Source organism: Idiomarina sp. A28L, assembly GCF_000218785.1.
GTDB lineage: Bacteria > Pseudomonadota > Gammaproteobacteria > Enterobacterales > Alteromonadaceae > Aliidiomarina.
On record NZ_AFPO01000025.1, the window covers coordinates 159740 to 186200 of the forward strand.

At 46.3% G+C, this 26461-nt stretch carries 26 protein-coding genes; 7 read left to right on the plus strand and 19 right to left on the minus strand.

Features of this window, described 5'->3' with window-relative positions; all coding sequences use genetic code 11:
- Positions 1–2: 2 nt before the first annotated feature.
- The 7 genes from hisD (at position 3) to hisIE (ending at position 6512) form a co-directional block, all read left to right on the plus strand.
- The gene (hisD, locus tag A28LD_RS11035; protein ID WP_007421155.1) at positions 3–1355 is read left to right on the plus strand and encodes a histidinol dehydrogenase; all 1353 of its coding nucleotides are present in this window, start codon (positions 3–5) and stop codon (positions 1353–1355) included.
- A 21-nt stretch (positions 1356–1376) separates the two neighbouring features.
- A complete protein-coding gene (gene hisC / locus A28LD_RS11040; RefSeq protein WP_007421156.1) occupies positions 1377–2603 on the plus strand; it encodes a histidinol-phosphate transaminase in 1227 nt (408 codons plus the stop codon).
- Positions 2604–3677 carry a bifunctional histidinol-phosphatase/imidazoleglycerol-phosphate dehydratase HisB gene (gene hisB / locus A28LD_RS11045; protein ID WP_007421157.1) on the plus strand — a complete coding sequence of 358 codons (1074 nt, stop codon included), beginning with the start codon at positions 2604–2606 and terminating at the stop codon, positions 3675–3677. It abuts the gene before it with no gap.
- On the plus strand, positions 3674–4303 hold the full coding sequence (hisH, locus tag A28LD_RS11050; protein WP_007421158.1) for an imidazole glycerol phosphate synthase subunit HisH: 630 nt from the start codon (positions 3674–3676) through the stop codon (positions 4301–4303). Before hisB ends, hisH begins: the two co-directional genes overlap by 4 nt.
- Positions 4297–5034, plus strand: a complete 738-nt coding sequence (gene hisA, locus A28LD_RS11055; RefSeq protein ID WP_007421159.1) for a 1-(5-phosphoribosyl)-5-[(5-phosphoribosylamino)methylideneamino]imidazole-4-carboxamide isomerase — start codon at positions 4297–4299, stop codon at positions 5032–5034. The genes hisH and hisA overlap by 7 nt, the downstream gene beginning before the upstream one ends.
- The gene (gene hisF / locus A28LD_RS11060) at positions 5016–5789 is read left to right on the plus strand and encodes an imidazole glycerol phosphate synthase subunit HisF (RefSeq protein WP_007421160.1); all 774 of its coding nucleotides are present in this window, start codon (positions 5016–5018) and stop codon (positions 5787–5789) included. Before hisA ends, hisF begins: the two co-directional genes overlap by 19 nt.
- Positions 5790–5879: 90 nt before the next feature.
- Positions 5880–6512 carry a bifunctional phosphoribosyl-AMP cyclohydrolase/phosphoribosyl-ATP diphosphatase HisIE gene (gene hisIE, locus A28LD_RS11065; protein WP_007421161.1) on the plus strand — a complete coding sequence of 211 codons (633 nt, stop codon included), beginning with the start codon at positions 5880–5882 and terminating at the stop codon, positions 6510–6512.
- 21 nt (positions 6513–6533) lie between these two features.
- Here hisIE and A28LD_RS11070 read toward each other — a convergent pair whose 3' ends face one another.
- From A28LD_RS11070 to A28LD_RS11155, 19 genes are all read right to left on the minus strand, one after another.
- Positions 6534–7922, minus strand: a complete 1389-nt coding sequence (locus A28LD_RS11070) for an MATE family efflux transporter (protein WP_007421162.1) — start codon at positions 7920–7922, stop codon at positions 6534–6536.
- A 76-nt stretch (positions 7923–7998) separates the two neighbouring features.
- Entirely contained in the window at positions 7999–8790 is a 792-nt protein-coding gene (locus A28LD_RS11075; protein WP_007421163.1) for an alpha/beta fold hydrolase, read from the minus strand.
- Between the two features lie 15 nt (positions 8791–8805).
- Positions 8806–9201 (minus strand): MAPEG family protein, encoded by a 396-nt coding sequence (locus A28LD_RS11080; protein WP_007421164.1) that lies wholly within the window; start codon positions 9199–9201, stop codon positions 8806–8808.
- A gap of 62 nt (positions 9202–9263) precedes the next feature.
- On the minus strand, positions 9264–9908 hold the full coding sequence (gene adk, locus A28LD_RS11085) for an adenylate kinase (protein WP_007421165.1): 645 nt from the start codon (positions 9906–9908) through the stop codon (positions 9264–9266).
- Between the two features lie 199 nt (positions 9909–10107).
- Entirely contained in the window at positions 10108–12024 is a 1917-nt protein-coding gene (htpG, locus tag A28LD_RS11090; RefSeq protein WP_007421166.1) for a molecular chaperone HtpG, read from the minus strand.
- Positions 12025–12126: 102 nt separating this feature from the next.
- The gene (recR, locus tag A28LD_RS11095) at positions 12127–12729 is read right to left on the minus strand and encodes a recombination mediator RecR (RefSeq protein WP_007421167.1); all 603 of its coding nucleotides are present in this window, start codon (positions 12727–12729) and stop codon (positions 12127–12129) included.
- The gene (locus A28LD_RS11100; protein WP_007421168.1) at positions 12729–13061 is read right to left on the minus strand and encodes a YbaB/EbfC family nucleoid-associated protein; all 333 of its coding nucleotides are present in this window, start codon (positions 13059–13061) and stop codon (positions 12729–12731) included. The genes recR and A28LD_RS11100 overlap by 1 nt, the downstream gene beginning before the upstream one ends.
- 118 nt (positions 13062–13179) lie before the next feature.
- Positions 13180–15510: a DNA polymerase III subunit gamma/tau gene (dnaX, locus tag A28LD_RS11105; protein WP_007421169.1), complete on the minus strand. Its 2331-nt coding sequence runs from the start codon at positions 15508–15510 to the stop codon at positions 13180–13182.
- Between the two features lie 67 nt (positions 15511–15577).
- Complete coding sequence (locus A28LD_RS11110; RefSeq protein WP_007421170.1) at positions 15578–16135, minus strand: adenine phosphoribosyltransferase; 558 nt, start codon at positions 16133–16135, stop codon at positions 15578–15580.
- Between the two features lie 14 nt (positions 16136–16149).
- Entirely contained in the window at positions 16150–16530 is a 381-nt protein-coding gene (locus A28LD_RS11115) for a response regulator (RefSeq protein WP_007421171.1), read from the minus strand.
- A 57-nt stretch (positions 16531–16587) separates the two neighbouring features.
- A complete protein-coding gene (locus A28LD_RS12445) occupies positions 16588–16713 on the minus strand; it encodes a hypothetical protein (protein WP_007421172.1) in 126 nt (41 codons plus the stop codon).
- A gap of 171 nt (positions 16714–16884) precedes the next feature.
- Positions 16885–18195, minus strand: a complete 1311-nt coding sequence (locus A28LD_RS11120; RefSeq protein WP_007421173.1) for a tetratricopeptide repeat protein — start codon at positions 18193–18195, stop codon at positions 16885–16887.
- Positions 18196–18198: 3 nt separating this feature from the next.
- Positions 18199–18813 (minus strand): energy transducer TonB, encoded by a 615-nt coding sequence (locus tag A28LD_RS11125; protein ID WP_007421174.1) that lies wholly within the window; start codon positions 18811–18813, stop codon positions 18199–18201.
- A 1-nt stretch (position 18814) separates the two neighbouring features.
- The gene (locus tag A28LD_RS11130; protein WP_007421175.1) at positions 18815–19216 is read right to left on the minus strand and encodes an ExbD/TolR family protein; all 402 of its coding nucleotides are present in this window, start codon (positions 19214–19216) and stop codon (positions 18815–18817) included.
- Positions 19217–19228: 12 nt separating this feature from the next.
- Complete coding sequence (locus A28LD_RS11135; protein WP_007421176.1) at positions 19229–19756, minus strand: MotA/TolQ/ExbB proton channel family protein; 528 nt, start codon at positions 19754–19756, stop codon at positions 19229–19231.
- A 3-nt stretch (positions 19757–19759) separates the two neighbouring features.
- Entirely contained in the window at positions 19760–21133 is a 1374-nt protein-coding gene (locus tag A28LD_RS11140; protein ID WP_007421177.1) for a MotA/TolQ/ExbB proton channel family protein, read from the minus strand.
- Positions 21130–21918: a DUF3450 domain-containing protein gene (locus A28LD_RS11145; protein ID WP_007421178.1), complete on the minus strand. Its 789-nt coding sequence runs from the start codon at positions 21916–21918 to the stop codon at positions 21130–21132. The genes A28LD_RS11140 and A28LD_RS11145 overlap by 4 nt, the downstream gene beginning before the upstream one ends.
- A gap of 361 nt (positions 21919–22279) precedes the next feature.
- On the minus strand, positions 22280–23260 hold the full coding sequence (locus A28LD_RS12070) for a class I SAM-dependent methyltransferase (RefSeq protein ID WP_007421179.1): 981 nt from the start codon (positions 23258–23260) through the stop codon (positions 22280–22282).
- A gap of 135 nt (positions 23261–23395) precedes the next feature.
- Positions 23396–26173 carry a TonB-dependent receptor domain-containing protein gene (locus A28LD_RS11155; RefSeq protein WP_007421180.1) on the minus strand — a complete coding sequence of 926 codons (2778 nt, stop codon included), beginning with the start codon at positions 26171–26173 and terminating at the stop codon, positions 23396–23398.
- Positions 26174–26461 lie beyond the last annotated feature (288 nt).

The following is a 26461-nucleotide window of genomic DNA, read 5'->3' on the forward strand; positions in this document are numbered from 1 at the left end:
CCATGAGCATGAACATTCAATTGCCAGCACCAATTAATTGGCAAGAAGCTAGCAGTGAAACCCGCGCGCAACTGCTTAACCGGCCGGTGCAAGCCGTTTCAGAAACATTGCGCGAACAAGTAGCCACAATTATCGATAAGGTTGCTAAAGAAGGCGATGCGGCATTGCTTGCCCTCACCCAACGTTTCGATGGTGTTAGCTTGCAAAGCCCAGAGCTGAGCATGGATAAAGTGGCCGAAATTGCTGCGCAAACGCCAGCCAAGGTGAAAGCAGCGATTGATCAAGCCTACACCAACATTCGTGCTTTTCACTTAGCACAGAAGCCTGAAGATATTGCTTTAGAAACGATGCCAGGAGTTTTTTGTGAACAACGGTTCGCAGCACTTACCCGCGTAGGCTTATATATTCCCGGTGGCAGCGCTAGTTTACCAAGTACCGTATTAATGCTTGGCGTTCCCGCGCAAATTGCTAATTGCAGTGAGCGTGTGTTAATTAGCCCGCCAAATGCGCAAGGCGAATTAACTCCAGCCATTTGCTATGCCGCACTTAAATGCGGTGTTACCGGTGTATATTTGGGTGGCGGTGCGCAAGCAATAGCTGCATTGGCGTTAGGTACCGAGAGCATTCCTGCGGTGGATAAAATATTTGGCCCGGGCAATAGCTACGTTACCGAAGCAAAGCAACAAGTAAGCCAACGTGCCGGCGGCCCTGCTATTGATTTACCAGCAGGCCCTTCTGAGTTATTGGTTATTGCCGATGATAGCGCCGAACCTGCATTTGTTGCTGCGGATTTACTCTCTCAAGCGGAGCACGGCCCTGATTCACAAGTACTATTATTAAGCCCTTCTAGCAACTTAATTGCCGCCGTGCGCGAAGCGTTAGCAAATCAACTCGCTACTTTGCCTCGTGCCGAAATCACTAATCAGGCATTAGCATCGAGTGCTTTAATTCTTACTCAAGATTTAGCTGAGGCCGTGACGATTAGCGAAACTTATGCACCAGAGCACTTAAGTTTACAACTCGATGATTGCGCGCAGTGGTTGCCAAAGCTAACTCGCGCGGGCTCAATTTTCGTGGGCCACTACACCCCTGAATCAGGCGGTGATTATGCCACGGGCACCAACCACGTATTGCCCACTTACGGCTTTGCACGGAATTATAGTAGCTTAGGTTTACTTGATTTTTATCGGCGTTACACGGTGCAAACAGTTAGCCCACAGGGCCTTGCTGATCTAGGTGAAACTATTATTGATTTAGCGGCGGAAGAATCGCTGGATGCTCACTTACGCGCTGTTTCACTGCGTTTGGAAAGTGCGCGTTTTCAGCGCGATACTGCAACAGATAGCAGCAAATAAGATATGAGCGGAGATACCAGCATGAGCGCAGGTTTTATTCAACAATTGTTGCGTGAGCACTTACAGAGCTTTACTCCCTATGCATCTGCACGCCGCAGCATGTCGGGCGGTAATTTGTGGCTAAACGCCAATGAATCGCCCTATGGCCGCAGCTATCAAGTAGCTACTGAAGATCTCAATCGCTATCCTGATTTTCAGAATAAAAAGCTTAATCAAGCCTATGCAAATTATGCTGGCGTGAATGCCAATCAGCTGATTAGCCATCGCGGCAGTGATGAGAGCATTGAATTATTAATTCGGAGTTTCTGTGAACCCGGCCGCGATCAAATTCTTATCTGCCCGCCCACGTATGGCATGTATGCGATTTCCGCCAGCATCAACCACAATGAAACCGTGGTGGTGCCATTACAGCAGCAGAACTGGCAACTTGATCTTGATGGTATTCAAAAAGCACTCGATGAAGCCGCTGGCCGCATTAAAGTAGTGTTTTTGTGCAACCCTTCAAACCCACTTGGCAATGCGTTGCGGGAAGAAGATATATTAGCCGTAATCGAAATGTGCCGAGGCCGCGCTTTGGTGGTATCGGATGAGGCCTATATCGAATTTGCCGAAACCAGTAAGTTTGTTGAAGCACTGGCAGGCCTATCAGCTTCAGAGCAAGAGAAAAGCAAAATTGCGAAGGCTACCAACAACGTTTCTATGGTTCGTTATCTCGAAACTTACGAAAACCTTGTAGTAATGCGCACCCTTTCTAAAGCCTTTGGCCTTGCCGGTATTCGAGTTGGCTTTACCATAGGATCAGAGGCATTGATTAACGCCTTGTTGCCCATTCTTGCGCCCTACCCATTACCTGATGTTAGCGTGCAAATTGCCAGCCAAGCATTGCAATTCGATAATCTTATAGCCACACGCCAAAACACCTTTGAAACGGTGAGTGAGCGTGATTTGCTAGCAATTGAGCTGCAAAAGTTGAGTTATGTAACTGCAGTGTATCCAAGCGTTACCAATTTCATTCTAATCCAAGTACAAGATGCGCAAGCGCTGATACAATACTGCGTGGATGCTGGGGTACTGCTTCGCAATCAATCGAATCAAATTGGGTTAGAGCAGGTAGTGCGCATTACTATTGGCAGCCCCGAAGAAAATATTCAGCTACTTAGCCTGCTAAAAAAATACCAGCAACTTAATTCTCGCAACGATTCGGAACCTGAGAAAACGGTGCTTACGAAAAAAACGGAGGCCAAGTAAATGGCAGCGCAAAAGATTTTATTTATCGACCGTGATGGCACTTTAGTAGAAGAGCCAGCCGTTGATAAACAGCTCGATCGCCTCGATAAGCTCGTTTATGAACCGAGTGTGGTAAATGCCCTGCAAGATTTACAAAATGCAGGTTACACCTTAGTAATGGTGAGCAATCAAGATGGCCTTGGCACCGATAGCTTCCCGCAGGCTGATTTTGATGCGCCACACAATGCCATGATGGCCTTGTTCGCGGCGCACGGCATTACATTTGCCGATGTGCTGATTTGCCCACATTTTGACCATGAAAACTGTAGCTGCCGCAAACCTAAGCTCGGCTTAGTAAAAGAATATTTGCAGCAAGGCAAAGTAGATTTTACTACATCAGCGGTAATTGGCGATCGCGATACCGATTTGCAGCTCGCCGATGCTATGGGTATTCAAGGCATTCGTTATGATCGGCAAGAGAATAACTGGCCAGCGATTGTGAAGAGCCTCACGCAAAAACAACGTGTAGCTTCTGTAACGCGTACCACCAAAGAAACCGATATCCGCATTGATGTGAATTTAGATGAAAGCGGCCCGATTAAGATTCACACAGGATTAGGCTTTTTCGATCACATGTTGGAACAGATCGCTACCCACGGTGGATTTTCGCTACAAGTTGGCGTAACCGGTGATCTACACATCGATGATCACCACACCGTTGAAGATACTGCGTTAGCATTAGGCGAAGCCTTATACAAAGCTATGGGTGATAAACGCGGTATTGGCCGTTTTGGTTTTGTATTACCAATGGATGAATGCCGTGCCGAGTGCATATTGGATATTTCTGGCCGCCCGTTTTTAGTATTTAATGCTGATTTCAGTGCCGAGCACGTGGGCCAATTAGGTACGCAAATGGTTGAGCATTTCTTCCGTTCGCTTTGCGATACCATGAAAGTATCGTTGCACCTTACAACCACTGAGGGCAATGCCCACCACCAAGTAGAAAGCCTGTTTAAGGTATTTGGCCGGGGCTTACGCCAAGCTATTCGCAAGCAAGGTAGCGAAATGCCTTCGAGTAAGGGAGTTCTCGCGTGAATCTAGTGATTGTGAATACTCGGGTTGCGAACTTAGCATCGGTAGATTTTGCCTTTCGCCGCTTGGGTGTTACGCCTGTTATCAGTGCTGATCCTGAAATAATCAAAGCCGCAAGCCATGTTGTACTGCCCGGCGTAGGTACAGCTAGCGCCGCTATGCGTTCGTTAGAAAGCTTAGGCCTTGTGCCAGTATTGCGCGCTTTAACGCAGCCGGTACTAGGTATTTGTTTAGGTATGCAAATGCTTACCGAACGTTCTGCTGAAGCTGGCGCTGGTTCAGCCGTTGCTACTGGAGAAACCGCAGGTTCAGTAGCATGCCTTGGGGTTATTCCAGGCGTAATTGAACGCATGCAAGCAGCCGGCGGTAAACCTTTACCGCACATGGGTTGGAACCGCACAGAGGTATCTGATCACCCATTGTTCGAGGGCTTGAGCCAACCTTGGTTCTATTTTGTGCACAGCTTTGCGGCGCCTATTAGTGAACAAACCATTGCTAGTTGTGAATACACACAAGCATTTTCGGCCGCCATTGCGCATAACAATTTTATGGGCGTGCAATTTCATCCAGAGCGTTCCGGTGCCGATGGCGCCCGCGTTTTAAAGAATTTCTTGGAGCTTTCATGTTAATTCCAGCACTTGATTTAATTGATGGCCAAGTTGTGCGGTTATTGAAAGGCGATTTCGCCCAGCAAACTACCTATCACAGCAACCCAGTTGCAGTAGCCTGCCAATATCGCGATAGCGGCGCAGAATATATTCACTTAGTGGATTTAGATGGTGCCCGTGATCCCGCTAAACGCCAGCTTGCGCTGCTAACGGAGATAACCAAAGTATCCGGCTTACCGGTGCAAACCGGCGGTGGTATTCGCACTAAAGCTGATGTTGAGCAATTGCTTGCAGCCGGCGTTAAGCGCGCGGTAATTGGTTCGAAAGCGGTAAAAGATCCTGAAACCGTTTTGGCTTGGCTAGATGAGTTCGGCCCCGAAGCTATTGTGTTGGCACTGGATATCAATATTGATGCCGAAGGCAACCGCTGGCTGGCCACTGAAGGCTGGCAAGAAAATAGCAGCGTAACTCTTGATGCTCTCTTACAGCAATACATTGAACGTGGCTTGCGCCATGTGCTTTGCACCGATATTAGCCGCGATGGCACTCTGAGCGGCTCTAACGTGCCCTTATATGCTGAACTGAAACGCCAATACCCCAACATTGTTTGGCAAGCTTCTGGCGGTGTTGCCGGTTTGAACGATTTAATTGCATTAAAAGCCGAGCAATGCGATAGCGTAATACTGGGTAAAGCCTTGCTTACCGGAAAGTTCACCCTTGAGGAGGCAATTACATGCTGGCAAAACGCATAATTCCATGCCTCGATGTTCGTGATGGCCAAGTTGTGAAGGGCGTACAATTTCGCAATCACGAAATTGTTGGCGATATCGTGCCGCTAGCTACTCGTTACGCCGAAGAAGGCGCTGATGAGTTGGTGTTTTACGATATTACCGCCAGTGCGGATAACCGCGTGGTTGATAAATCATGGGTGAGCCGAGTAGCGGAAGTGATTAACATTCCTTTTGCGGTGGCCGGTGGTATTCAAAGTGTTGAGCAAGCGCGCGAGATTCTTGCCATGGGCGCGGATAAAATATCAGTAAATTCTCCTGCGTTACGCCGCCCTGATTTAATTAACGAATTGGTTGATGAATTTGGCCAACAATGTGTGGTTATTGGCATCGATAGCTTCTTCAATGCCGAAACTGGGTGCTACGAAGTATATAAATTTACCGGCGATGAAAGCCGTACAGAAAAAACCACTTGGGAAACCGCCGATTGGGTAAATGAAGTAATTGCCCGCGGTGCTGGCGAAATTGTGCTCAATTGCATGAATCAAGATGGCGTGCGCAAAGGCTACGATATTGCCCAACTAGCGAATATTCGCAAACAATGTTCAGTGCCGTTGATAGCTTCTGGTGGTGCCGGTGCAGAACAACACTTTATTGATGTTTTTCAACAAGCAGAAGTTGATGGTGCACTAGCTGCATCGGTTTTTCACAAAGGCATTATTCCGATTCCAACACTGAAAGCCACGTTGCGTAAGGCTAATATTGCCATTCGCCCTTAAACTCTAATGCTTGGCGGTAACTTGAATTTGCTTCATGATAAACACCTAGCAACATGAAGCAAATTCAATACAACGAACTAGGAACAGATCATGATTGTAACCAGCGACAATATTGTTGATTTAGCATGGGAAAAAATGCAGGGCTTATTGCCATGCATGGTGCAAGATAGCACCAGCGGGCGTTTACTCATGCAGGGCTATATGAACGCAGAAGCGCTAGAGCAAACCTTGGCTAGTGGCAAAGTAACGTTTTTTAGCCGCAGCAAGCAGCGCTTATGGATGAAAGGTGAAAGCTCTGGTAATGAGCTGTTATTAGAATCGGTTACTGCCGATTGTGATAGCGATGCCCTACTCGTGCAAGCGCGGCCACAAGGGCCTACGTGCCATTTAGGTACCGAAACATGCTGGCTACCACCGCAGCAACCGGTTGCTAGCGAGCTAGTTGAGTTAGAGCGCACTATTGCTGCTCGCAAAGCAGATTTAGCGGCTGGCAACCCTGGCAAAAGCTACACCGCAAAATTGCTTAACGATGGTATTCGCCGCTGTGCGCAAAAAGTAGGTGAAGAAGGGGTTGAAGTAGCACTTGCTGCAGTAGCACAAAACGATGAAGCGCTGCTAAATGAGAGTGCTGATTTGTTATATCACTTGCTGGTTGTTTTGCAGGCTCGCGATCTCAGCCTAGAAGATGTGGTAAACGTATTACGCGAACGCCGCAAACATTAATCCACACCACCAGCGGCCCGGTTACTCGGATCGCTGGTGTATTTTTGCTTCCCAACGGCTGTGCACACGGAACAAGCGCAAGGTAAGTAATACCGCAGCAACACTTAAGCCGGAAATAAAGCCAATCCAGAAACCTGCAGCTCCCATACGTGGCACCACCCAATCGGTAAGCCCCAAAACCACCCCTACACTCAAACCAAAAGGCCAATAAGAAATAAGCGTAACCACCATCGCGGCACGAGTATCTTTATAGCCCCGCAACGCGCCGATAGAAATAGCTTGGAAGGTATCAGAAACGGTAAATATCGCCGCCAGCCCAAGCAGGGTTCCGGCTAAGGAAATAATTTCTTGGTTATCGGTGTAAAAGCCGGCAAGCCAACGGCCCCCTAACCACATTCCTAAGCCATTAATGGTAGCGAAACTAACGCCCATAAGTAACGCCACTTTATAAGCGTTCATCGCATCTACCGGCCGCTGTGCACCGAGCGCGAAGCCAACGCGTAAGGTAACGGCCATACTCAAGCTTAGCGGGAACATATACACTAGTGATGAAACATTAAGTGCAATTTGATGGCCAGAAACCATCACCGCGCCCAATGGCGCAATTAAAATAGCTACCGCCGCAAATAGGCTGGTTTCAAAAAATAGCGACATGGAAATTGGAAAGCCAAGGCGAGTGAAATGCCAAATGTCGTCCCAATCGGGCGGAAAAAATTTGCGGAACGGCGCTACTGCAGCAAAGCGTTTGGCGTAAATAACATACACCAATAAGCTTAATGCCATACCCCACAACACGATGGCCGAAGCTAACCCAGAGCCTGCTCCTCCAAGTGCTGGCATCCCTAATTTACCGTAGATAAAGATGTAGTTTGCTGGAATATTAATCAGCAAGCCTATCACGCCAATTACCAGCGAGGGCATGGTGTGTGAAAGGCCTTCACAAAAGTTACGCAATACTACATAGAGTACAAACGCCGGCAAGCCCCACATAATGAACCGCAGGTAGCTCAGTGTCATTTGCCGAAACTCGGGCTCCACATCCATAATGGCCAAAAAGTAAGGCGCAATGAAGAGTAAAACAGCGGTAATCAGTGCACTAATTATGCAGGTATACAACGATTGTTGCACATGCCGCGCTACTTGATCGCGCTCATCAGCACCATCACAATGCGAAATTACCGGCGCTAACGCTAAGCCAAAACCAAAAATAAGTAAGGTAAGCGGCATCCAAATTGCACCACCCACAGCCACAGCAGCCAAATCAACCGCACCAACACGCCCTGACATCAAGGTATCAACAACGCTCATCAACATTTGCGTGAGCTGAGCAATTAAAATAGGCCCCGTTAACAAAGCCAATTTCTTGGTTTCGGGCCCCAACATCTTGGTTTTAGACCAAAGAAGGCGCATGGTATTTCCTAAAAAGAACGGCGTTGCCGTTAAAATATGAGTTCAAGTAAGTGCAAACTGAATCGTATTAGCTCGGCTAATGGTTACCCTCTAGCACCTGCATACTTGCTAAGGCTTCTAAAATAAATGGATTCACTGTATCACTTGCCACCAATGGCCCCATGTGGCCAGCGTGTACCGGTAACGCTTGGCAATTAGGCAGTGTAGCCGCTAAATGCGCCGCCACGGTGCGGCTCGAAAGTGGCGATTCATCACCATACAATAATACCACGGGGCACTTTATCTGGCCGTAATCCGCTAGCGTTGTTTCTTCTGCTAACAAGGCGTAAAAATCAGCTTGTACCTTCGCCTGTTGCTTCGCCATAAGCCCCTTGGCCTTTTCCGGTAAACGCGCGAAATAACCCGGCTGATTCCAATAATCAACAAATATTGCCGCCGATTCGGCGAGCGATAATCCTTCCATGCTAGCGGTTATTGCAAGAATTTCTGCGCGCGCCGCTTCTTCTTCGGCCAACACGTGAAAACTTACCGGTTCGTAGAGTATCAGCCCTTGCACCTGGCTTGGATAGCGCAAGGCCCACTGTAACGCGGTAGCGCCACCATAAGAATGGCCAATTAAAATAACTTTTTCAGAGCTGCCAGGAGCCGGCACATCTTGCGCTTGTAAGGCTTGCAACTCATCAGTTAGCCGAAACTTCGTAATATCACGTGGTATGCCCTCAGCAAGGGAAACGCCTTGGCCATATCCAATTAAATCGGGGGCATAAAAAGAAACGCCCGCCGGTAATAGGCGGGCGAGCTGTTTAGCAAGGGAACGCCACTGCCCACTATGGCTTTGTGAGCTGTGCAGAGCAACAATGCTAGTCATAATGTATTTTAAACCTTATGAATTTCCGATCACAAAACCGATCAAGTAACCCGCCGCAAGTAGCAACATAGCAAAGGTACCAAGTACACCAATACTACGGTATACGCTAACACCCACTGATTTAGTTAAACCAATTGCATGGTTAATACGCGCCAAGAACAACAAGCCACCGAGGCCATACAGCAATACCGGATTGGCGCCATTCAATTCCATTAAGCCCAACAAAATCAGGGCTAACGGAACGTACTCAATAAAGTTACCGTGAATACGAACGGCAGCTTGCAAATCAACCGCTTCGCCATTGCCAATCCCAACGCGATCACGCCAGCGCAGGCGAATAATACGAACCGCCAATACCAGATAAAGAAGCGTGAGTAACGCTGCGAATAAACTTGTAACAGGCAAAATCATAATGGCCCCCAATTTAAATTATTATTCTTGTCGGTATTTACCCGCGTAGGCCTTGAAAGTGCCTAGCCAAGTAAATCTTTTAGTTCTTTATTAATCTTTTCTACTTTCTGCGTACCATCTAATTTATAGCACTTCACTACGCCTTGGTCAGCCAACTTCTTGTAATAAGCAACCAACGGCTCCGTTTGCTCGTGATAAATTTTCAAGCGCTTACGCACTGTTGCTTCTTTATCATCTTCGCGAACGAGTAAATCTTCGCCAGTAACATCATCTTTGCCATCTTCTTTCGGCGGGTTGTAGGTAACGTGATATACACGGCCAGAGCCTGGGTGTACTCGGCGGCCAGCCATACGCTCAACAATTACATCGTCAGCTACATCAAATTCAAGTACGTAATCAATTTTGATGCCCGCTTCTTGCATAGCATCAGCTTGCGGAATAGTCCGCGGGAATCCATCGAGTAAGAAGCCCTTTTCACAATCTTTTTGCGCAATTCGCTCTTGCACCAAGCCAATCATAATATCATCGGAAACCAACTGGCCTGCATCCATTACTTCTTTAGCTTTCTTGCCAAGCTCAGTGCCAGCTTTAATCGCAGCACGTAGCATATCTCCGGTAGAAATTTGTGGAATACTATAAGTATTCATCAAAAATTGAGCTTGGGTGCCCTTCCCTGCGCCAGGCGCCCCCAAAAGGATGATCCGCATGGTGTTTCCCCTAAATTATTGTCATCAAATGATTCAAAAAATAATGCGCCAACTTTACCTTTCAAAGGCCCAAATAACAAGGCCGACCATAGTCGAAGTTGGTTGTATCATTAACTAGCACAGCCCCGCACACTGGCATTGTACAAAAAAAATGCTCCCCGAAACGGAGAGCATTTAATTAACTAACGAGGTTTTTAGCTTAAAGCGCCAACATCAGGCGATTTAGGCGGCGTACAAAGATACTCGGATCTTTTAAGCTACCGCGTTCTGCTAGCGTTGCTTGTTCTAACAGTAAATCAGCCCATTCGCCAAAACGTTCTTCATCCTGTTCGTCCGCAACACGCTTCACTAATGGATGTTCAGGGTTTAACTCGAGAATGTATTTGGTTTCTGGCACCTTCTGCCCAGCCGCTTCCATTAATTTCGCCATTTGCGTCGACATATCATTATCGTCGGTAACGATACAGGCTGGCGAATCAGTTAGCCGGTGCGTTACCCGCACCTTTTTCACTTTATCACCAAGGGTTGTAGTAAACCGCTCTACCGTGATGGCGAAATCTTCCTCAAGCTTTTCTTGCTCGGCTTTATCGGCATCGTCATCAAGGGAACCTAAATCTAAATCACCGCGGGTTACCGATTGGAATTTCTTCTCTTTGTATTCAGTAATGTGGCTCATTAACCATTCATCAATGCGATCAGAGAGTAATAGAACTTCTACGCCCTTCTTACGGAATATCTCAAGCGCCGGGTTGTTCTTCGCCGCTTCATAGCTATCCGCTACAATATAGTAAATGGCATCTTGGCCTTCTTTCATGCGCTCAATGTAGGCATCTAAAGAAACTCGTTGCTCGCTGCTATCTTCATGGCTTGAAGCAAAACGCAACAACTCACAGATACGCTCAATATTTGCCTGATCTTCAGCAGGGCCTTCTTTCAATACATTACCGAAGTTATCCCAGAAGCTGTTGTAAGCTTCTGCATCATCACGAGCGAGTTTCACCAAGCTTTGCAGCACTTTCTTCGTGCTAGCACTCCGCATCGAACGCGTTACTTTGCTATCTTGCAGAATTTCCCGCGATACGTTCAATGGCAAATCATTAGAATCAATTAAACCGCGAACGAAACGCAAGTAGGTTGGCATAAACTGCTCGGCATCGTCCATAATGAACACGCGCTGAACATACAATTTAATACCTTTTTGGTTTTCACGGTTCCACAAATCCCACGGCGCCCGTTTCGGAATGTACAACAAACTGGTGTACTCGTGCTTACCCTCAACCTTGTTGTGGCTCCACAGCAACGGATCATCAAAATCATGCGCTACGGTTTTGTAGAATTCTTGATATTCTTCATCGCTGATATCGCCCTTTTCACGTAACCAAAGTGCTTTACCCGCGTTTACGGTTTCCCATTCACCTGGCTTAGCAGCAATTTTCTCGCCATCAGGGCCTTCACTTTCAGGTTGTTCCTCTTTCCACATTTGCACCGGAATGCTCAAATGATCAGAGTAGGTAGTTACGATTTCACGTAGCTTCCATTCATCCAAAAATTCTTCTTCACCTTCGCGCAGATGTAAAGTGATATCGGTACCGCGGCTTTTCTTCGAAATCGGTGCAATAGTAAATTCACCATCACCAGCCGATTGCCATTCTACTGCTTCATCTTCCGCAGCACCGGCAGCACGTGTGCGCACCGTAACTTGGTCGGAAACAATGAATGAAGAGTAAAAACCTACGCCGAATTGGCCAATAAGTTGAGAATCTTTACTCTGATCGCCAGAAAGCTGGCTGAAAAATTCTTTCGTGCCCGATTTTGCAATTGTACCTAAATGGCTCATTACATCTTCGCGGCTCATACCCACACCATTATCGCTAATAGTGATACTGCGATTCTCTTTATCAATGCTCAAACGCACCCGCATTTCTGCATCGCCGGCAAATAAATCATTATTTTGTAACGCTTTGAAGCGCAATTTATCGGCAGCATCGGAAGCATTAGAAATTAGCTCACGAAGGAAAATATCCTTATTGGAGTAAAGCGAATGAATCATCAAATGTAGAAGCTGCTTTACTTCCGTTTGAAATCCGTGTTTTTCAGCATGCTGATTATCAGCCATGGTGATTACTCTCCTAAATTATCGTGTCATTAACCCTACACAGGTAATGGGGATAAGGAGTTCATATTTCAAGGGGAAAATTTAAAGCAAAAAGCTGAAACTTTATAACGATTTACGGCCGGAGAAGGCATGGCCTAAGGTAGTGTGATCAACATATTCCAGCTCACCACCTACCGGCACGCCATGCGCAATGCGCGTTGCGTTGATATTGTAACGGGCAGCTAAATCGGCAATAAAGTGCGCTGTAGTATCGCCTTCCATGGTGGGATTTGTGGCAAGAATAACTTCATTAATGCCACCTTCTTGAAAGCGTTTCTCTAATAAATCTAAACCAATATCAGCTGGCCCAATGCCATCAAGGGGGGATAAACGGCCCATCAACACGAAATATTGGCCTTTATATTGGCTTGTTTGCTCAACCGCTAATACATCGGCTGGTGATTCAACAATGCACACTGTGCCTTCTGCTGCACGCACTTGATTATCACAAATAGAGCAGGTATCGCCCTCAGTGAGCGTGCGACAGCGTTGGCAACGCCCTACCACCTCTAACGCATGGTTGAGTGCGCTAGCAAGCTTTGCGGCGCCATCGCGATGGCGTTCCAAAAGCTGGAACGCCATACGTTGCGCAGTTTTTTGACCAACCCCAGGCAGAACTCGCAAGGTTTCAATCAAAGCCGCAATGGCCGGGCTAAAAGCTTTCATTAGAACGGCAGCTTCATACCTGGCGGTAAGCCCATGCCACCAGCAATAGAGCCCATTTTTTCTTTTGAGGCCTCTTCTACACGGCGCACTGCATCGTTGGTAGCTGCCGCAATTAAATCTTCTAACATTTCACGGTCATCTTCATCGCCGAACAAGCTTGGGTCGATAGCTACACGCTTCACATTGTGGTTACCATACATCGTAACTTTAACCATACCTGCGCCGGCTTCACCGGTTACTTCCATACTCGCGATTTCATCTTGCGCCTTCTGCATTTTTTCCTGCATCTGCTGCGCTTGTTTCATCATGTTACCCATGCCGCCTTTAAACATCTCAATATCTCTCTTTTTATCAAAAAATTAAGCGCGTTGGTGATTGCGCCCTTTAATTCCTGTTCTTAAACCTTAATCTTTGGGCTCACACCGGTATTTTCAACCCTAAATCGGCTAATTAGTGCAGCACATCAACCTTTTTTAGCTCCGCCGAAAAGTTACTTTGTAACTGCTGAATACCCGGATGCGCGGCCACACGATCTTGTGCGTCTTTTAATAACTTGGCATCAATTTCCTGCTGAATTCGAAATGGAGTACGTTCCGGAGCACCGGTTTTGATCTGTAGGCGCTCAACATTCATGATCTTACCTAACTCATGCTTGATACTTGCATCCATATGCCCAGAAAGCAGCCCTTGTTGCGCTTCATCAACCTCCAACACTAAGCGATCTTCAGTTTGGTGCAACATGGAATGCAACAACACCTGCCGCGTACGGCCAACAATGTTCAGTTGTTCTATGGTTGCAGCCCATTCATCAACTTGCGCTGCCGCCACAATTTTCTTTGCTACCACTGGGGTTTCGCTTAGTTCGTTTGCTGGCGAATCCTGAATACTCGGCGCTACTGCCTCTTCCAATTTGGTTTCAATGGCTGGCTTATTAGCAATGTTCGAATCTATTCCCACCAGCGAATTTACTGCATCAACACTAGTTGTGCTAGTGCTAGGCGTGCTCTTGCTCGACTCAGTTCGCTTAGCTGCCAAACGCTGGCGGGTTGCGAGCAATGAGCTTAAATCTGATGTAGTAGGTTGCTGTTCCGTTCTTTTGCCACCATCAGGTTCGCCGCCAACCTCTTGTTGCTTTACTCTTTCTTGTATTACATTGGCAGAGCTTTCCTGCGTAGCAGGTTCAGAATTATTTCGTGCTGAATCATTCGCCTCTGCGCCTCGAGGTATTAGCCCTGCAGCTTGCGCTTCAATACCCTGTTGTTCCGCATACAAGCTTTCGTATTCTTCTTCGTCTTCTTCGATGAAACCCGGAATCTCGTGAGCTGCAAATTCCGACATATTCGTCGCAATCGATTCTTCTAATTCTGGGGCTTCTTCGATAATTACAGCCGACTTTGTTTGCGAAGTTTCAGCTAAAGGCTGTTCGCTAGCTGTTGAGGGCTCTTTGTTTTGAGCTGAGGGCTCTTTGCCAGCCGCTGAGGGCTCTTTGTTTTGAGCTGAGGGCTCTTTGTTTTGAGCTGAGGGCTCTTTGCCAGCCGCTGAGGGCTCTTTGTTTTGAGCTGAGGGCTCTTTGCCAGCCGCTGAGGGCTCTTTGCCAACAGCGGCAGGTTTTGCAGGCTGCGTTTTTGTGGCCAGCTCAGAAGCTGGTTTATTTTCGCTAGTTTGTGGCTTTCCCGCAGTAACGGGCGCTCCCACCGCCGGGCGAAACGCTAACAAACGCAGTAACGTCATTTCCACACCGCTAAAAGCATCGGGCGCGTAGGCTAATTCTCGCCGGCCTTCCAGAACCAAGCGGTAATATACTTGTACAGCCGCAGGATCAATTTTCTTCGCTAAAGCCAGCATCTGCTGTTCTTGTTCGTGTAATTCCGGGTCTAACATACTTGGCGCTACTTGCACTAAAGCAAGTTGGTGCAACAAGCCTTGTAACTCAGATAAAACACCTGCGATATCCGGCACTTTATCAACAAGGCCACGCAAACCATTGAGAACCAGATTCACATCACCATCAGCGATATCGTTCAACAGTTCAATTAAATTATGGCTATCAATACGCCCTAACATACGGGCAACTTCTTGCTCATTTACCTGTTGATCGCCTTGAGCAATAGCTTGATCGGTGAGGCTTAGCGCATCGCGCATACTTCCGCTCGCCGAGCGTGCCAACAACGCTAAAGCAGAAGGTTCGAACGGAATATTTTCCGCTGCCAAAATATGTTGTAGTTGACCAGCAATTTCATCGCGTGTTAGCGCCCGCAAACTAAATTGTAAGCAGCGTGATAAAACGGTAACGGGTAACTTATCTGGGTCGGTGGTAGCGAGCACAAATACCACATGGGGTGGTGGCTCTTCCAAAGTTTTTAAGAGCGCGTTAAAACTATGCCGTGAAAGCATGTGCACTTCATCTATTAGATACACTTTATAGCGGCCCGACGTTGGCCGGTACTGTACGTTCTCTAAGATTTCGCGGGTATCTTCAACTTTAGTGCGCGAAGCGGCATCAATTTCCATTAAATCAACGAAACGGCCGGCTTCAATATCAATGCATGCGGAACATTCACCACAAGGTGTTGGTGTAATACCGGTAACGCAATTTAAACTGCGAGAAAGAATGCGCGCAATGGTTGTTTTACCAACCCCACGAGTACCGGTAAGTAGATAAGCATGATGCAAACGCTGGTGGGTTAGCGCGTTAGTGAGTGCTTGCAACACATGTTGTTGCCCAACCACTTCACTAAAGTTACGCGGCCGCCATTTCCGTGCCAGCACTTGGTAACTCATGCAACCTCCAATATAAATTTCAGCCGTTCAAATTTAGGTTAAATAAAGCGAGGTTCAAGCTTCGCAGTTATTCATCAAAAGCGCAAATGGCGTAACTGTTTATGCCAATTTTATCCATCTCTTTACGGCCACCCAAATACAGTAACTCGCAAACAAATGCTGCTTCCATGATTGTTGCTGGTGAATTACGAACTAATTCAACTGCTGCTTTCATTGTTCCGCCGGTGGCTAACATATCATCCATAATAATAATTTTATCACGGGCCTTTAACGAATCTTTGTGCAGCTCTAAAATATCGTCGCCATATTCAAGAGTGTAGCTTGTAGAGAACACTTCCCGAGGCAACTTGCCCGCCTTACGGATAAGCGTTAGGCCAATACCGAGGCGATCGGCTAAAGCAGCAGAAAAAATAAAACCACGAGCTTCGATCGCCACGATCTGGGTTAACCCCATGTTATCGTAACGCTCGGCAAATAAATCAATACTATTTCGCAACGCCCGTGGGTCTTGCAGTGCAGGTGTTATATCGCGAAAGGTAATTCCCGGCTTTGGAAAATTAGCAACCGGTGTAATTCTGCGAGCAATGTAATTGCCACGCATATCTGCTGCTACATTATGAGTCATTAGTTATCCACTACTTAGGCCACCACACAGGTGCGTGTAGATTGGCGTAATTGAAAAAGTAGTAAATCCGCGTTCAGCGGTTTACCCAAAACCAAATCAGCACCAAAGCGCTTTGCTTTCGCTAAAACTTGCTCGGGGTCTGAAGTTGTCATTAAGAACAACGGTGTATGCTCGTATTGTTCTTCACTTCTGAGATTTTTAATCAGTAAAATGCCATCCATTAACGGCATTTTGTGATCCATTAAAACCAAATCAAAGGGCTTAAGTTTTGCTTGGTTTAAACCGTCTAATCCATCAACAGCCACTGTTACATGATACGGTGATTTCTCAAGTATCTGTAAAATATTTTCACGCGTCCGCGCATTATCTTCAACCAATAGCAACGATAAAGCCATGATAAATTCCCTATTTAGCGCAGCAGGCTTCCCTACATTCGCTCAAATCCAGAGCTATTAAGCTGCGAACAACGTAATCAATTTTAAAATCGGAGTAAGCAAAGCAATACCTACAAACACAACAAGCGCGAGCACTAAATGCCATGCATTGCTCGAATCTTTAAAAGAGTCATGGTTTGACATCAAATATTCCTCAGTACATCTACAACGGGCTGCGATCATATCTGATCTAGAGCGTTTTAGAAAGGCTCGAAGGTAAAGCTCCCGATAAGACAAATAAAAAAACCCTGCTCAACGGCAGGGTTTTTATATAACCATAATGCTTCAATACATTTGTATTTTACGCAATTGGCCTTAAATATCTACGCCACGGCGTGATGCCGTATCTTTAATGAACTGAGACCAACCTTCAGCATTGCGTCGAGTGCTACTAAAACGGGTTGCACGTTGTGCCGCGTCATAAGCTTGGCGGTATTGATTACTGTAAAAGTAAGCTTCCGCTAAAGACATATATAGACGGCCTGTGTCTTGCCCACTTGGCGACAACTCAATCGCTGCTCTGAAAGGTGCTGCTGCACGACGATACTCTTGCGCAAGCAATAACGCTTCGCCTTGACGGCGATTATAATCGATACGATCATTGTTATCTTCTGCTTGAGCTACCGCTTTCCCGTAAGATTCAGCCGATTTAGCAAACTCGCGCGCAGTGTTATAAGCACGCGCTGCAGTTGCATAGTTCCGAGCTGTACCTTCGATATCGTTAGCCTCAAGATGACGCGACATTATCTCAGCGGCATAAAATGGCACCGAGTTGTTCGCGTATAATTGAACTAGCGCACGATAATCGTTAGAAGTACGGAAGTAACCAGCATCATAGGCGATACGCATTGTTGCCAATGCTTCCTCATACTGCTCACTCAAGTTATACATCATGCCAAGTTGTACCCACCAAGCACGTTCGCTTGGCAGTGCAACAACGCCACGTTCTAAAACCGAGATAGTTTCAAGCGTTTTACCTGCTTCGTAGTTCGCAGCGATCATTAGAACGTATGGATTACGATGAGGCTCATCCATGTTTTCCAATGCTTTCTCTGCTAATGGAATTACCCGATCATACTGTTTCAATTCCATATGAGCCGAAGCCATACGAATCAATACATCAGGATTCCATTCACCGGTAAATTGCAAATAACGGCGAAGAACATCTATTGCTTCCGCAAAGTTTTCTTCGATTAAGTTCAAGTTACCTAGTAATTGTAACGAAGCGGCATGGTCAGCATGGCTTAAAAGATCAGGAGCAACAGAAGCTTCAAGTTGCGCGATCGCGCGGCGGTTAGCCGTTGGATCATCTTCTAAACTAGCCAGCATCGAGCCCATAAACCGAGCAACATAAGCGCGATCATAATCTGTGCGCGAAGGAGCTTCTTCAAGCTCCGCAATCGCGCCACGAATATCTTCGGCTTCGTATAGCTCATAAGCGGCCATAACACGGCGAGCTACTCGCTCTGCTAATGCTTGCGAGCGTCGGTTATCCTTCGCTCGCTGCAGTTCATCTGCTGTTGGAATAGTAAACCCAACATCAGTGTTCTGCTGCGCATTGGCAGAGGCAAGAGTAAAACCCATGGCGACAACCACAGCACACACTATTGTTGTGATAGTTTTCATGAATTAACTCCCGTCCATATTAAAGTCTAATTGAACTGTAAGACCTTCTTGACGCTGAGGTCTGCCATCGACGACTTTTGGCGCATATCGCCACCGTGCTAACGCACGACGTGCTTCTTGGTCAAATACTCGACGTGGATTCGCATCAATGACTTCGATATCAGTAACACCACCGGTCTCATCGATTGTAAAACGCAGTTGCACCCAGCCTTCAATACCGTCTCGCGCCGCTGAAGGCGGATAGCGAGGCTCAACACGAACGATTGGTTGAGCATCTCCATCACGGCCCAAGCCCGCACTAGGATCACCTAGGCCCGCGCCTGCACCACCGAGGTCAACACCGCCGATATCCATATTAAAGGATATTGCATCATCAGAGGCATCCGGTTCACTTTGCGGTGTATCCGGTGGTGTCTCTGGTGGCTCCGGAGGCGGAGGCGGCGTACGACGACGCGCTTCTGCTTCCGGTTCCGGTGGTGCTGAAACGATATCAATGGTAGTCGGAGGCTCAGGCGGTTCTGCCCGACGATCGCCACCACTGATTAGGTATGCCATGAAGACAAACAGTAAAAAGGTGACCGCCGCGCCTAGTAATATTGATACTAAGATGCGCACCATATCAGTCATTCTCCGCTGCTATTGAAATCTGGGCAATACCGGCTTCTTTAACTTGGTCCATAACCTTCACGACTATACCGTGACGGGCACCTTCGTCAGCCTGAATAACCACCATATCGGTAGGTTGTTCAGCTAGAAGACGTTCCAAGTTAGCGGCTACCCGCTCCACATCTACTTGACGACGGTCCATCCATACCTCACCGTTTTCACGGATCGCTATAAAGATGTTGGCCGACGGCTTTTGTGTCGCTTGCGAGGCTTCAGGACGATTTACATCGATACCTGCTTCTTTCACAAACGATGTTGTAACGATAAAGAAGATCAACATGATGAACACGATGTCGAGCATCGGGGTCATGTCTAGTGTTGCTTCTTCTTCTTCGCGTAAACGTTTACGTGCCATAATTCTTCTCTCTTAATGATGAGGCAAACTATCTATCAGATGTTCTTTTGCTGCTTTAACTCGCGCATCTAAGCGCTGAACAAAGAACATACCAGATAGAGCTGCAACCATTCCCGCCATTGTCGGAATCGTAGCCATTGAGATACCGCCTGCCATCAGACGAGGGTTACCGGTTCCTTGCACTGCCATAATTTCAAAAACAGTGATCATCCCCGTAACCGTACCAAGTAATCCAATTAATGGACAAATGGCAATCATCGTCTTCAGCACCAGCATCCGCGCTGACAGTTTTTCGGACGCTTGCGAAATCCATGCATCACGGATTCTATGTGCGTACCAGGAGGTGGTGTCTTTACGATCGTTCCACTCGTTGATGATTTGTTCCCGTTCCTTCGGGAACACACCAAGGAGATACCACCAGCGCTCAACCATAACAATCCACATGATTAGTAGCGCGGCGAACACCATATATAAAACGTCACCACCTGTGCCAATAAAATCCCTGACAGTTTCCCAAAGTCCCATCAGGTACAATTGCATGGCTTACGCTCCCTTCTTCTCTGCGTGAGAAGCGACGATACCAGCTGCTTGCTCATCAAGAGTGTGCAGAATTGATTTGCTTTTCGAAGCAACGATTGAGTGAATAACAATCAGAGGCAACGCAGCAATCAAGCCCATCGCAGTAGTTACCAAGGCCATTGAAATATCGCCAGCCATGATACGTGGATCACCAGTACCGAATAGAGTGATAGATTGGAACGTACCAATCATACCAACAACCGTACCTAGTAGACCCATCAACGGTGCGATAGCTGCAAGGATTTTGATAATGCTAACGCCAGACTCAACACTTGGTGTTTCACGAAGAATCGCTTCATCAAGTTTAAGTTCAAGGTTTTCTACATCAGTTTGTGGATTTTCATGATACACGTTCAAGATACGGCCCAATGGGTTCTTATCTGAAGGATTATCAAGATTCTTCAACTGACGACGGATTGAACCACCAACTGCAGTTAAGGTAACTAATTTATAGATTGCAATAATGAAACCTAAGATTAGTACTACAGTGATTGCATAACCAACGGTTTGACCTTGGTGATAGCGCTCAATCAAAGTTGCTTTCTGGGTAAGCAAGCTCAGAATCTGACCACGTGAAGGATCGATAAACACACCAGCATGACCTGAAGTAGTGTCTTCGAAATTACCTGCAGCACGTAAAATGTGACCAGACGGCTGACGCGCAATAGGCTGAATTTGTTTAGTTGAATCGTTATACAGTAAGTATTCACCTTCAGAAATCAGGTTAAACGAACCGATACGAATAACATCACGAACTTCAGAACCACCGTCAAGTAGGGTTACTTCGCCTTGATAGCGCGCAACTTTACCTGATTCAGTCATTTCAGTAAGCAATGCTAACCATAACTCTTCCAATTCAGCAATATTTGGCAATTCACGAGCTTCTGCCAAGCTTGCAAGAATCAATTCACGATCTGGATATTGCGCACTTACTACTGAAGTAGAAATACGGCCAATCGTGTCTGAAGCAGCACCACGAATTACACCAAAGATCTCACCCAAAGTACCAACCATGTTATCAAGTTCGGTTTCTTTGTTTGCGATATTGATTTCGTTTTGTGCGTATTCTTCTTGTAAACGGGTACTACGTGCTTGTTCATCACGTAATTCCTGTTGTGCTGAACGCAACAAAGCTTGCTTATCAGCACGGTCGTCCATGAAGCGACGCTCACGTGCTTGGTCAATGCGCTGTGCTGCTGCACGTTGCTGTTGAACCTGTTGCAGTAGTTCGTCAAGAGTTCGAGCTTCGGTTTCCTGCGCGTTTACAGAAAACGCAGCTGATGCCGCTAGCGAGATACCTGCCACGGCTACCATTAAGTTTTTCACTACCTGTTTCATTCTGCATTCTCCGCGGCAAATACTGGCAGACGCACAACATCAAATGCTGTCTGACGGCGAGACATACGAATGGCTTGCGTCAACGGATTCAAGAAAGAATCGTCTACACGTGACCATTCACGGTTGTCGTTATCCCACACCCATGCATTACGCATATCCAAAGATTGTGCTAAGAATGCGATACGGCCTACGTGTAAATAATCAACTGCAATATCTTGGCCTTCAAAATTCAAAGTACCTTCATATGCAATCAAACCTACACCGTAATCCATTTCGATTTGGTATGCTTCGATGATCTGGCGGAATTTTTCAGAGTCAGTAACTTCTGAACGCACCATTACTTCGCGAAGGCGCTCAACTCGACGTTCCCGCTGTTCACGGTGAATTGGAATATCCAGCTGAACGAACTCATCAAGTGAATCGATCATCTTGTACATAAGTGGAACAACGCCCTGACGCGTTTCTTCGATGCCGTCGATTTGACGTTGCAAAGAATCAAGGGTCGCGTTCTGGTCGTCTACAAGACGCTGAACGTGGTCGTTATAAAGTCTTAGGGCTTCGAATTCAGCTACTACCGCACGGTAGTCTGCTAAAAGGTCACTGCTCTGCTCGAACAATGAATCGATGCGCTCTTGAGAGGCGGCATTCGCACGATTAGTTTGCGTTTGCTCGGCCTGTAGCCGCGACAGAGATGTATCATTAGCAGATGCTAACCCTACTCCCGTCAGCGCCATCACACCTGCCATAGCGGCAGCGATTTTGCTTCGTTTGATTACTGTGGTCATAGTTCCCAACCAATTAGACTTAACTTTATCCTTCGCTTACTAGGCTTGAACAGAAGTTCGAACGTCACCTGATAATACTAAGGAACCAGTTGTGTGAGTGATGAAAAGTTATCCTACACCGAAATAGCTATTTCGCAGAAATAGCATTCCCTGAATACTCCCACGAACAAGGCAAAGCTGTCAACCAAGCAAATTGAGGTTTCTTTACTCAACGCCCCGTGCCATAAAAAGTTCATATTGATTAGGCACATCGGCAGAGATCATCCGACCAGATCAATTGCTTTACTTCACTTTACCCCGATCCACTAAGCTAGATTTTAGCAACCTTAAAAAACTTTAAAAAACTAGACAGTTAGAAAAATTATTGCTTTCTGGTTGTAACAACATAAGCAAATAGCTCACCATCAATAGCGAAGTCACGAGAAGACATTTCAGCGCCATTTTGCTTAGCTTGCTTTTGCAAATCGATTAATTTTTCTCGTGTTAAAGCAGCGGCGATTTGTTCTTTCAATCTTAGTTGATGCGCTTGCAGTGCGCCATAAATGCTGCCTAATCCGCTAAGAGCCCGTTCAGCGTTCTGCGCAGTTGTTACTGCTTTAATTAAATTTATCACTTGGCCAAAGATATCATTAACCCAGGCTTCATCTCCCTTTTGATTAAAGCGCTCAGAAATTATCGTCATGGTCCATTGAATTGATTTACTAATAGCAATGCACTCTTGCGTTCTATTCCAACTCGCGTAATCCATTGCCGCCAATGCCCTAGAAGCTAGTTGAAACAATAAATCTACTTGCATAAATAACGGTGAATTATTCAAAGTATAGTCAAAGATTGCTAAACCACGTTGAGAATCGTTTACCAATGAAGATTCTGCATGGTGTGCCATTGCAACGAATTCTCCATTCGATTTAAGCACGCGAAGAATCTCTTTCAGCGCCAAAGTGGTATCCGCATACTCAAAGGCAAACTGGCTGGTAACGGTGTCTATCGAGTTGTCTTCAAAAGGCAGCTTTTCAATCGGGGTAGAGCCAAGAAATTTAATCCCCTTAAGCTTTTCTACCAACTCTGGTTTCGCTTGCAAGCTCGCCATTGGATCTATATCCGCCGCATCGATACCGGTGATATTCCAAGCATAACCTCGCTTTCGAGCATATTCTGCGATTAAAACGGCAAGCGCACCGTTGCCCGTACCCACATCAACTAAATGTGCTTGTTCTTTATAGTTAGCTAAGTGCTGATGCCAAAAATCTGCCACCTCACCAACGTAGCCGGATGCCGAATCTGATTCCGCAAAGCTATTTAACGCAGCCGAATGGCGCCAATAATCACTCCAATGCTTCATATTTTCTTATCTCAATTATCTGCTTGCGCCCTTAGTTTTCGCAAAAGCGCAAAAAATTTCGAAAAAAAACCGGCCCTAAGGCCGGTTTCTGTTTAGATTATATAAAATCTAATTTAACTCAACTTAACTCGATACTTAGAATTTTTGAGTGTAACGGAAGTAAGTTACACGGCCAAATGCGTTGTAAAGGTTGAAGTTGTAGCTACGACCACCGAAAGAGCGAAGTTGCGGCTCTTTAGCGAACGCATTCTGTGCACCAACACTGAAACGACCATTCCAAGGAGTGTTATACGTTACTTGTAAATCATGAGTTACCCAAGTAGCGATATAATCATCTGGATTAGTAGTGCTTTGTTGTGAACCGATTACGTTCATGTTCCAAGCTAAATCGAAATCACCGATTGTGTGAACGTTTTGCAATGTTGCACGATATTTCGGGTCACCGATTTCACCTACGAAGCTTTCACCGCCATCGATTTTGAATGAACGCGTGTAAGCAACTTGCAAGTTCTGATTCAAGCTACCAAAGCGGCCGAAATCAAAGTTGGTACGCGCATTGAAATCAAGACCTTCGATGTCGATAGTACCATCGTTACCATAACCACCGTTTACACCAACGATTGGGTTTACTGGGCTACCCGCAGGTACCTGACCAGTGAAATCAACGTTCGTGTTACGAATGATACCCAAACCTGCAGGGATTGGCTGACCTAAACGCTCACGAGTAAGCAAGCCAGTAGCGCCGAAGAAAGCGATACGGTTTTCGATCTCAACTTTCCAATAATCAAGTGAGAAGTTGAACCAATCAGTAGCTTGGTAAGCAACACCTAATGACATTTGAGTTGATTGCTCAGACTCAAGATCCGGGTTTGCACTGGTGATCTGACGTACTTGCACAGAACAGTCTGCCGGTTGCGAGAAGTTCAAACATGTCGCCGGGTCAGATACTGATGGGTTACCAGAAGAATCAGCTGCAGTGATGATATCCAAGCTAGGAGCACGGAAACCTTCACCCCATGAACCACGAACTAATAATGCTTCAGTTGGCGTCCAACGGAAGCTCGCTTTTGGTGAGAAATCTGAACCATAGTCAGAGTAATCATCGAAGCGACCGGCTAAGTTAAGCTCTAAATCATAAGTTACTGGAATTAATAACTCACCGTAAGCAGACGTCACATCACGACCACCACCAGCTGAGTTACCTGCAGAACCACCTACAGAGCCAGCTTCAGAAAGTGAATCATACTTATCCACGTAATCTTCTTCACGGTACTCGAAACCCACCGCAGCCTGAATCATGCCAGCGCCAACACTCATCACATCAAAGCTTGCAGAACCAAACGCTTCACGTTGTTGAAATTCAGAAACACGTGCAATGGTTACGTTCATGCTGTTAATTAACTGTGCGTAAGCAGCAGCATCATCACCAGAATAACGCGAACCTAGAGGATCACGTAGATCGTAGTAAACACCACCAGCACCAACTTCTTCCGGTGTGATGTTAACTAGAGTATCTGCTTGAGTACGTAATAAGTAGTTATAACCTACATCAAACGTTTTAGATCTACTGGTGCGAGCGCCGAAATCTACATCAACTTCACCGATACGGCCTTGAGCGCCAAACAACAAATCAGTAGAGCTGTTGTCTACGAAGCTATCACGGTTACCGATTGAAGCAAACCGGTGGAAGTACAGCATGTCACGGTTACCCGTAACGCGGCCACCAATCAATTCGCCATCATCGTTAAAACGTTCTTCAACAGCGTTATCGCCATTAAATACGGTATCACCCGCTAACCAGCTGTTGTATGCATCTAAGCCAATGTTACGGCCTTGAGCAGAATAAGTGGGGTTAAAGAACGGGCTATCTGGGTTTGTAGGGTTGTTAAAGCTATCGGGATTCAATATAGAACCTGGATCGTTCAATGAAGGCGCATAACGGCCAAACGATTTGGCAGTTGAGTAGCTCGCATTCATGAATACATTCCAATCATCGTTGATATCGTGATCAGCTTTTAAGAACAAACCTTTGTTGCCGGTAGAAGCTTCGTTCGCGTTAGTCGCGTTAAAGTTATACGCACAAGTTACGCCTACCATGCGGAAGTTTACGGTATCAGCACAAGTGTTTGGATCTACGGCTCGGAAACCACCTGAGTAATCAGTTTCAGTTACGTTGCTACCGTAGATTGAAGTACCCGGCTGTACCCAGCTATATGCATTTTCGAAAATGATATCTCGGTTGTTCCAAGAAACACCACCGACTACACGGGTAGAATCGCTGGAAGAACCGAATACGATTGAACCTTCTTCGCGATCACCACCTTCACGAGGAAGGCTAACGCTTGATTGGCCGTAACGTGCTTCAACGCCGTTGAAATCACGACGCGTTACGATGTTAATTACACCACCGATTGCATCAGAACCGTATACCGCAGAAGCACCATCAGAAAGGATTTCGATCCGTTCTACAGCTGCCATTGGTACGATGCTTAAATCTTGGCTTGAACCTGTTGATGGAGAAGTCGGTAAACGACGGCCATCTAAAAGAACCAACGTACGTGAAGCACCTAAGCCACGTAAACTTACAGTTGCAGTACCTTGCGCAGCATTACCTGATTGCGGACGGAATGAACCTGAAGTGTTAAACGTTGTGCCACGTAGTAAATCAGCAACTGAAGTTTCACCTGATAAATCGATGTCTTCACGGCTGATAGTAGTTACAGGAAGTGCACCTTCCATTGCTGAACGGTTGATACGCGAACCAGTTACCTGGATACGCTCTACGCGTTCTGCTTGCTCTTCTTCTTGCTCGTCTTCTTCTTGCGCTACGGCAACGCCAGCAAAAGCAGTAGCAGATGCGCCGAACATTAGCGCTAAGCGAATCGACTTAGCTAATTTAGTATTTGTGTACATGTAGTTTCTCCCTGGATCACTCTTAGTGATTTTTAGGTTTATGGCGCACAATTTTCATCATGCTTTGATCAATCTAAAGTGTTTACAAATCAACAAACCGTGGGAAACCGTGTCAGCTAGCTCTACACTCACTGCCCAGCTCAAACGTTCGCCCTATATTGAAAAAAAGCTATAGCACTCACGTTATGTTGCTAGTTTTTCACGCCCAACAACATCACTATATCAAACAACATAAGTGTTGCAAGGTTTTCTGCACCCATTTACACAACAAATGTTTCAAAGTTGAAA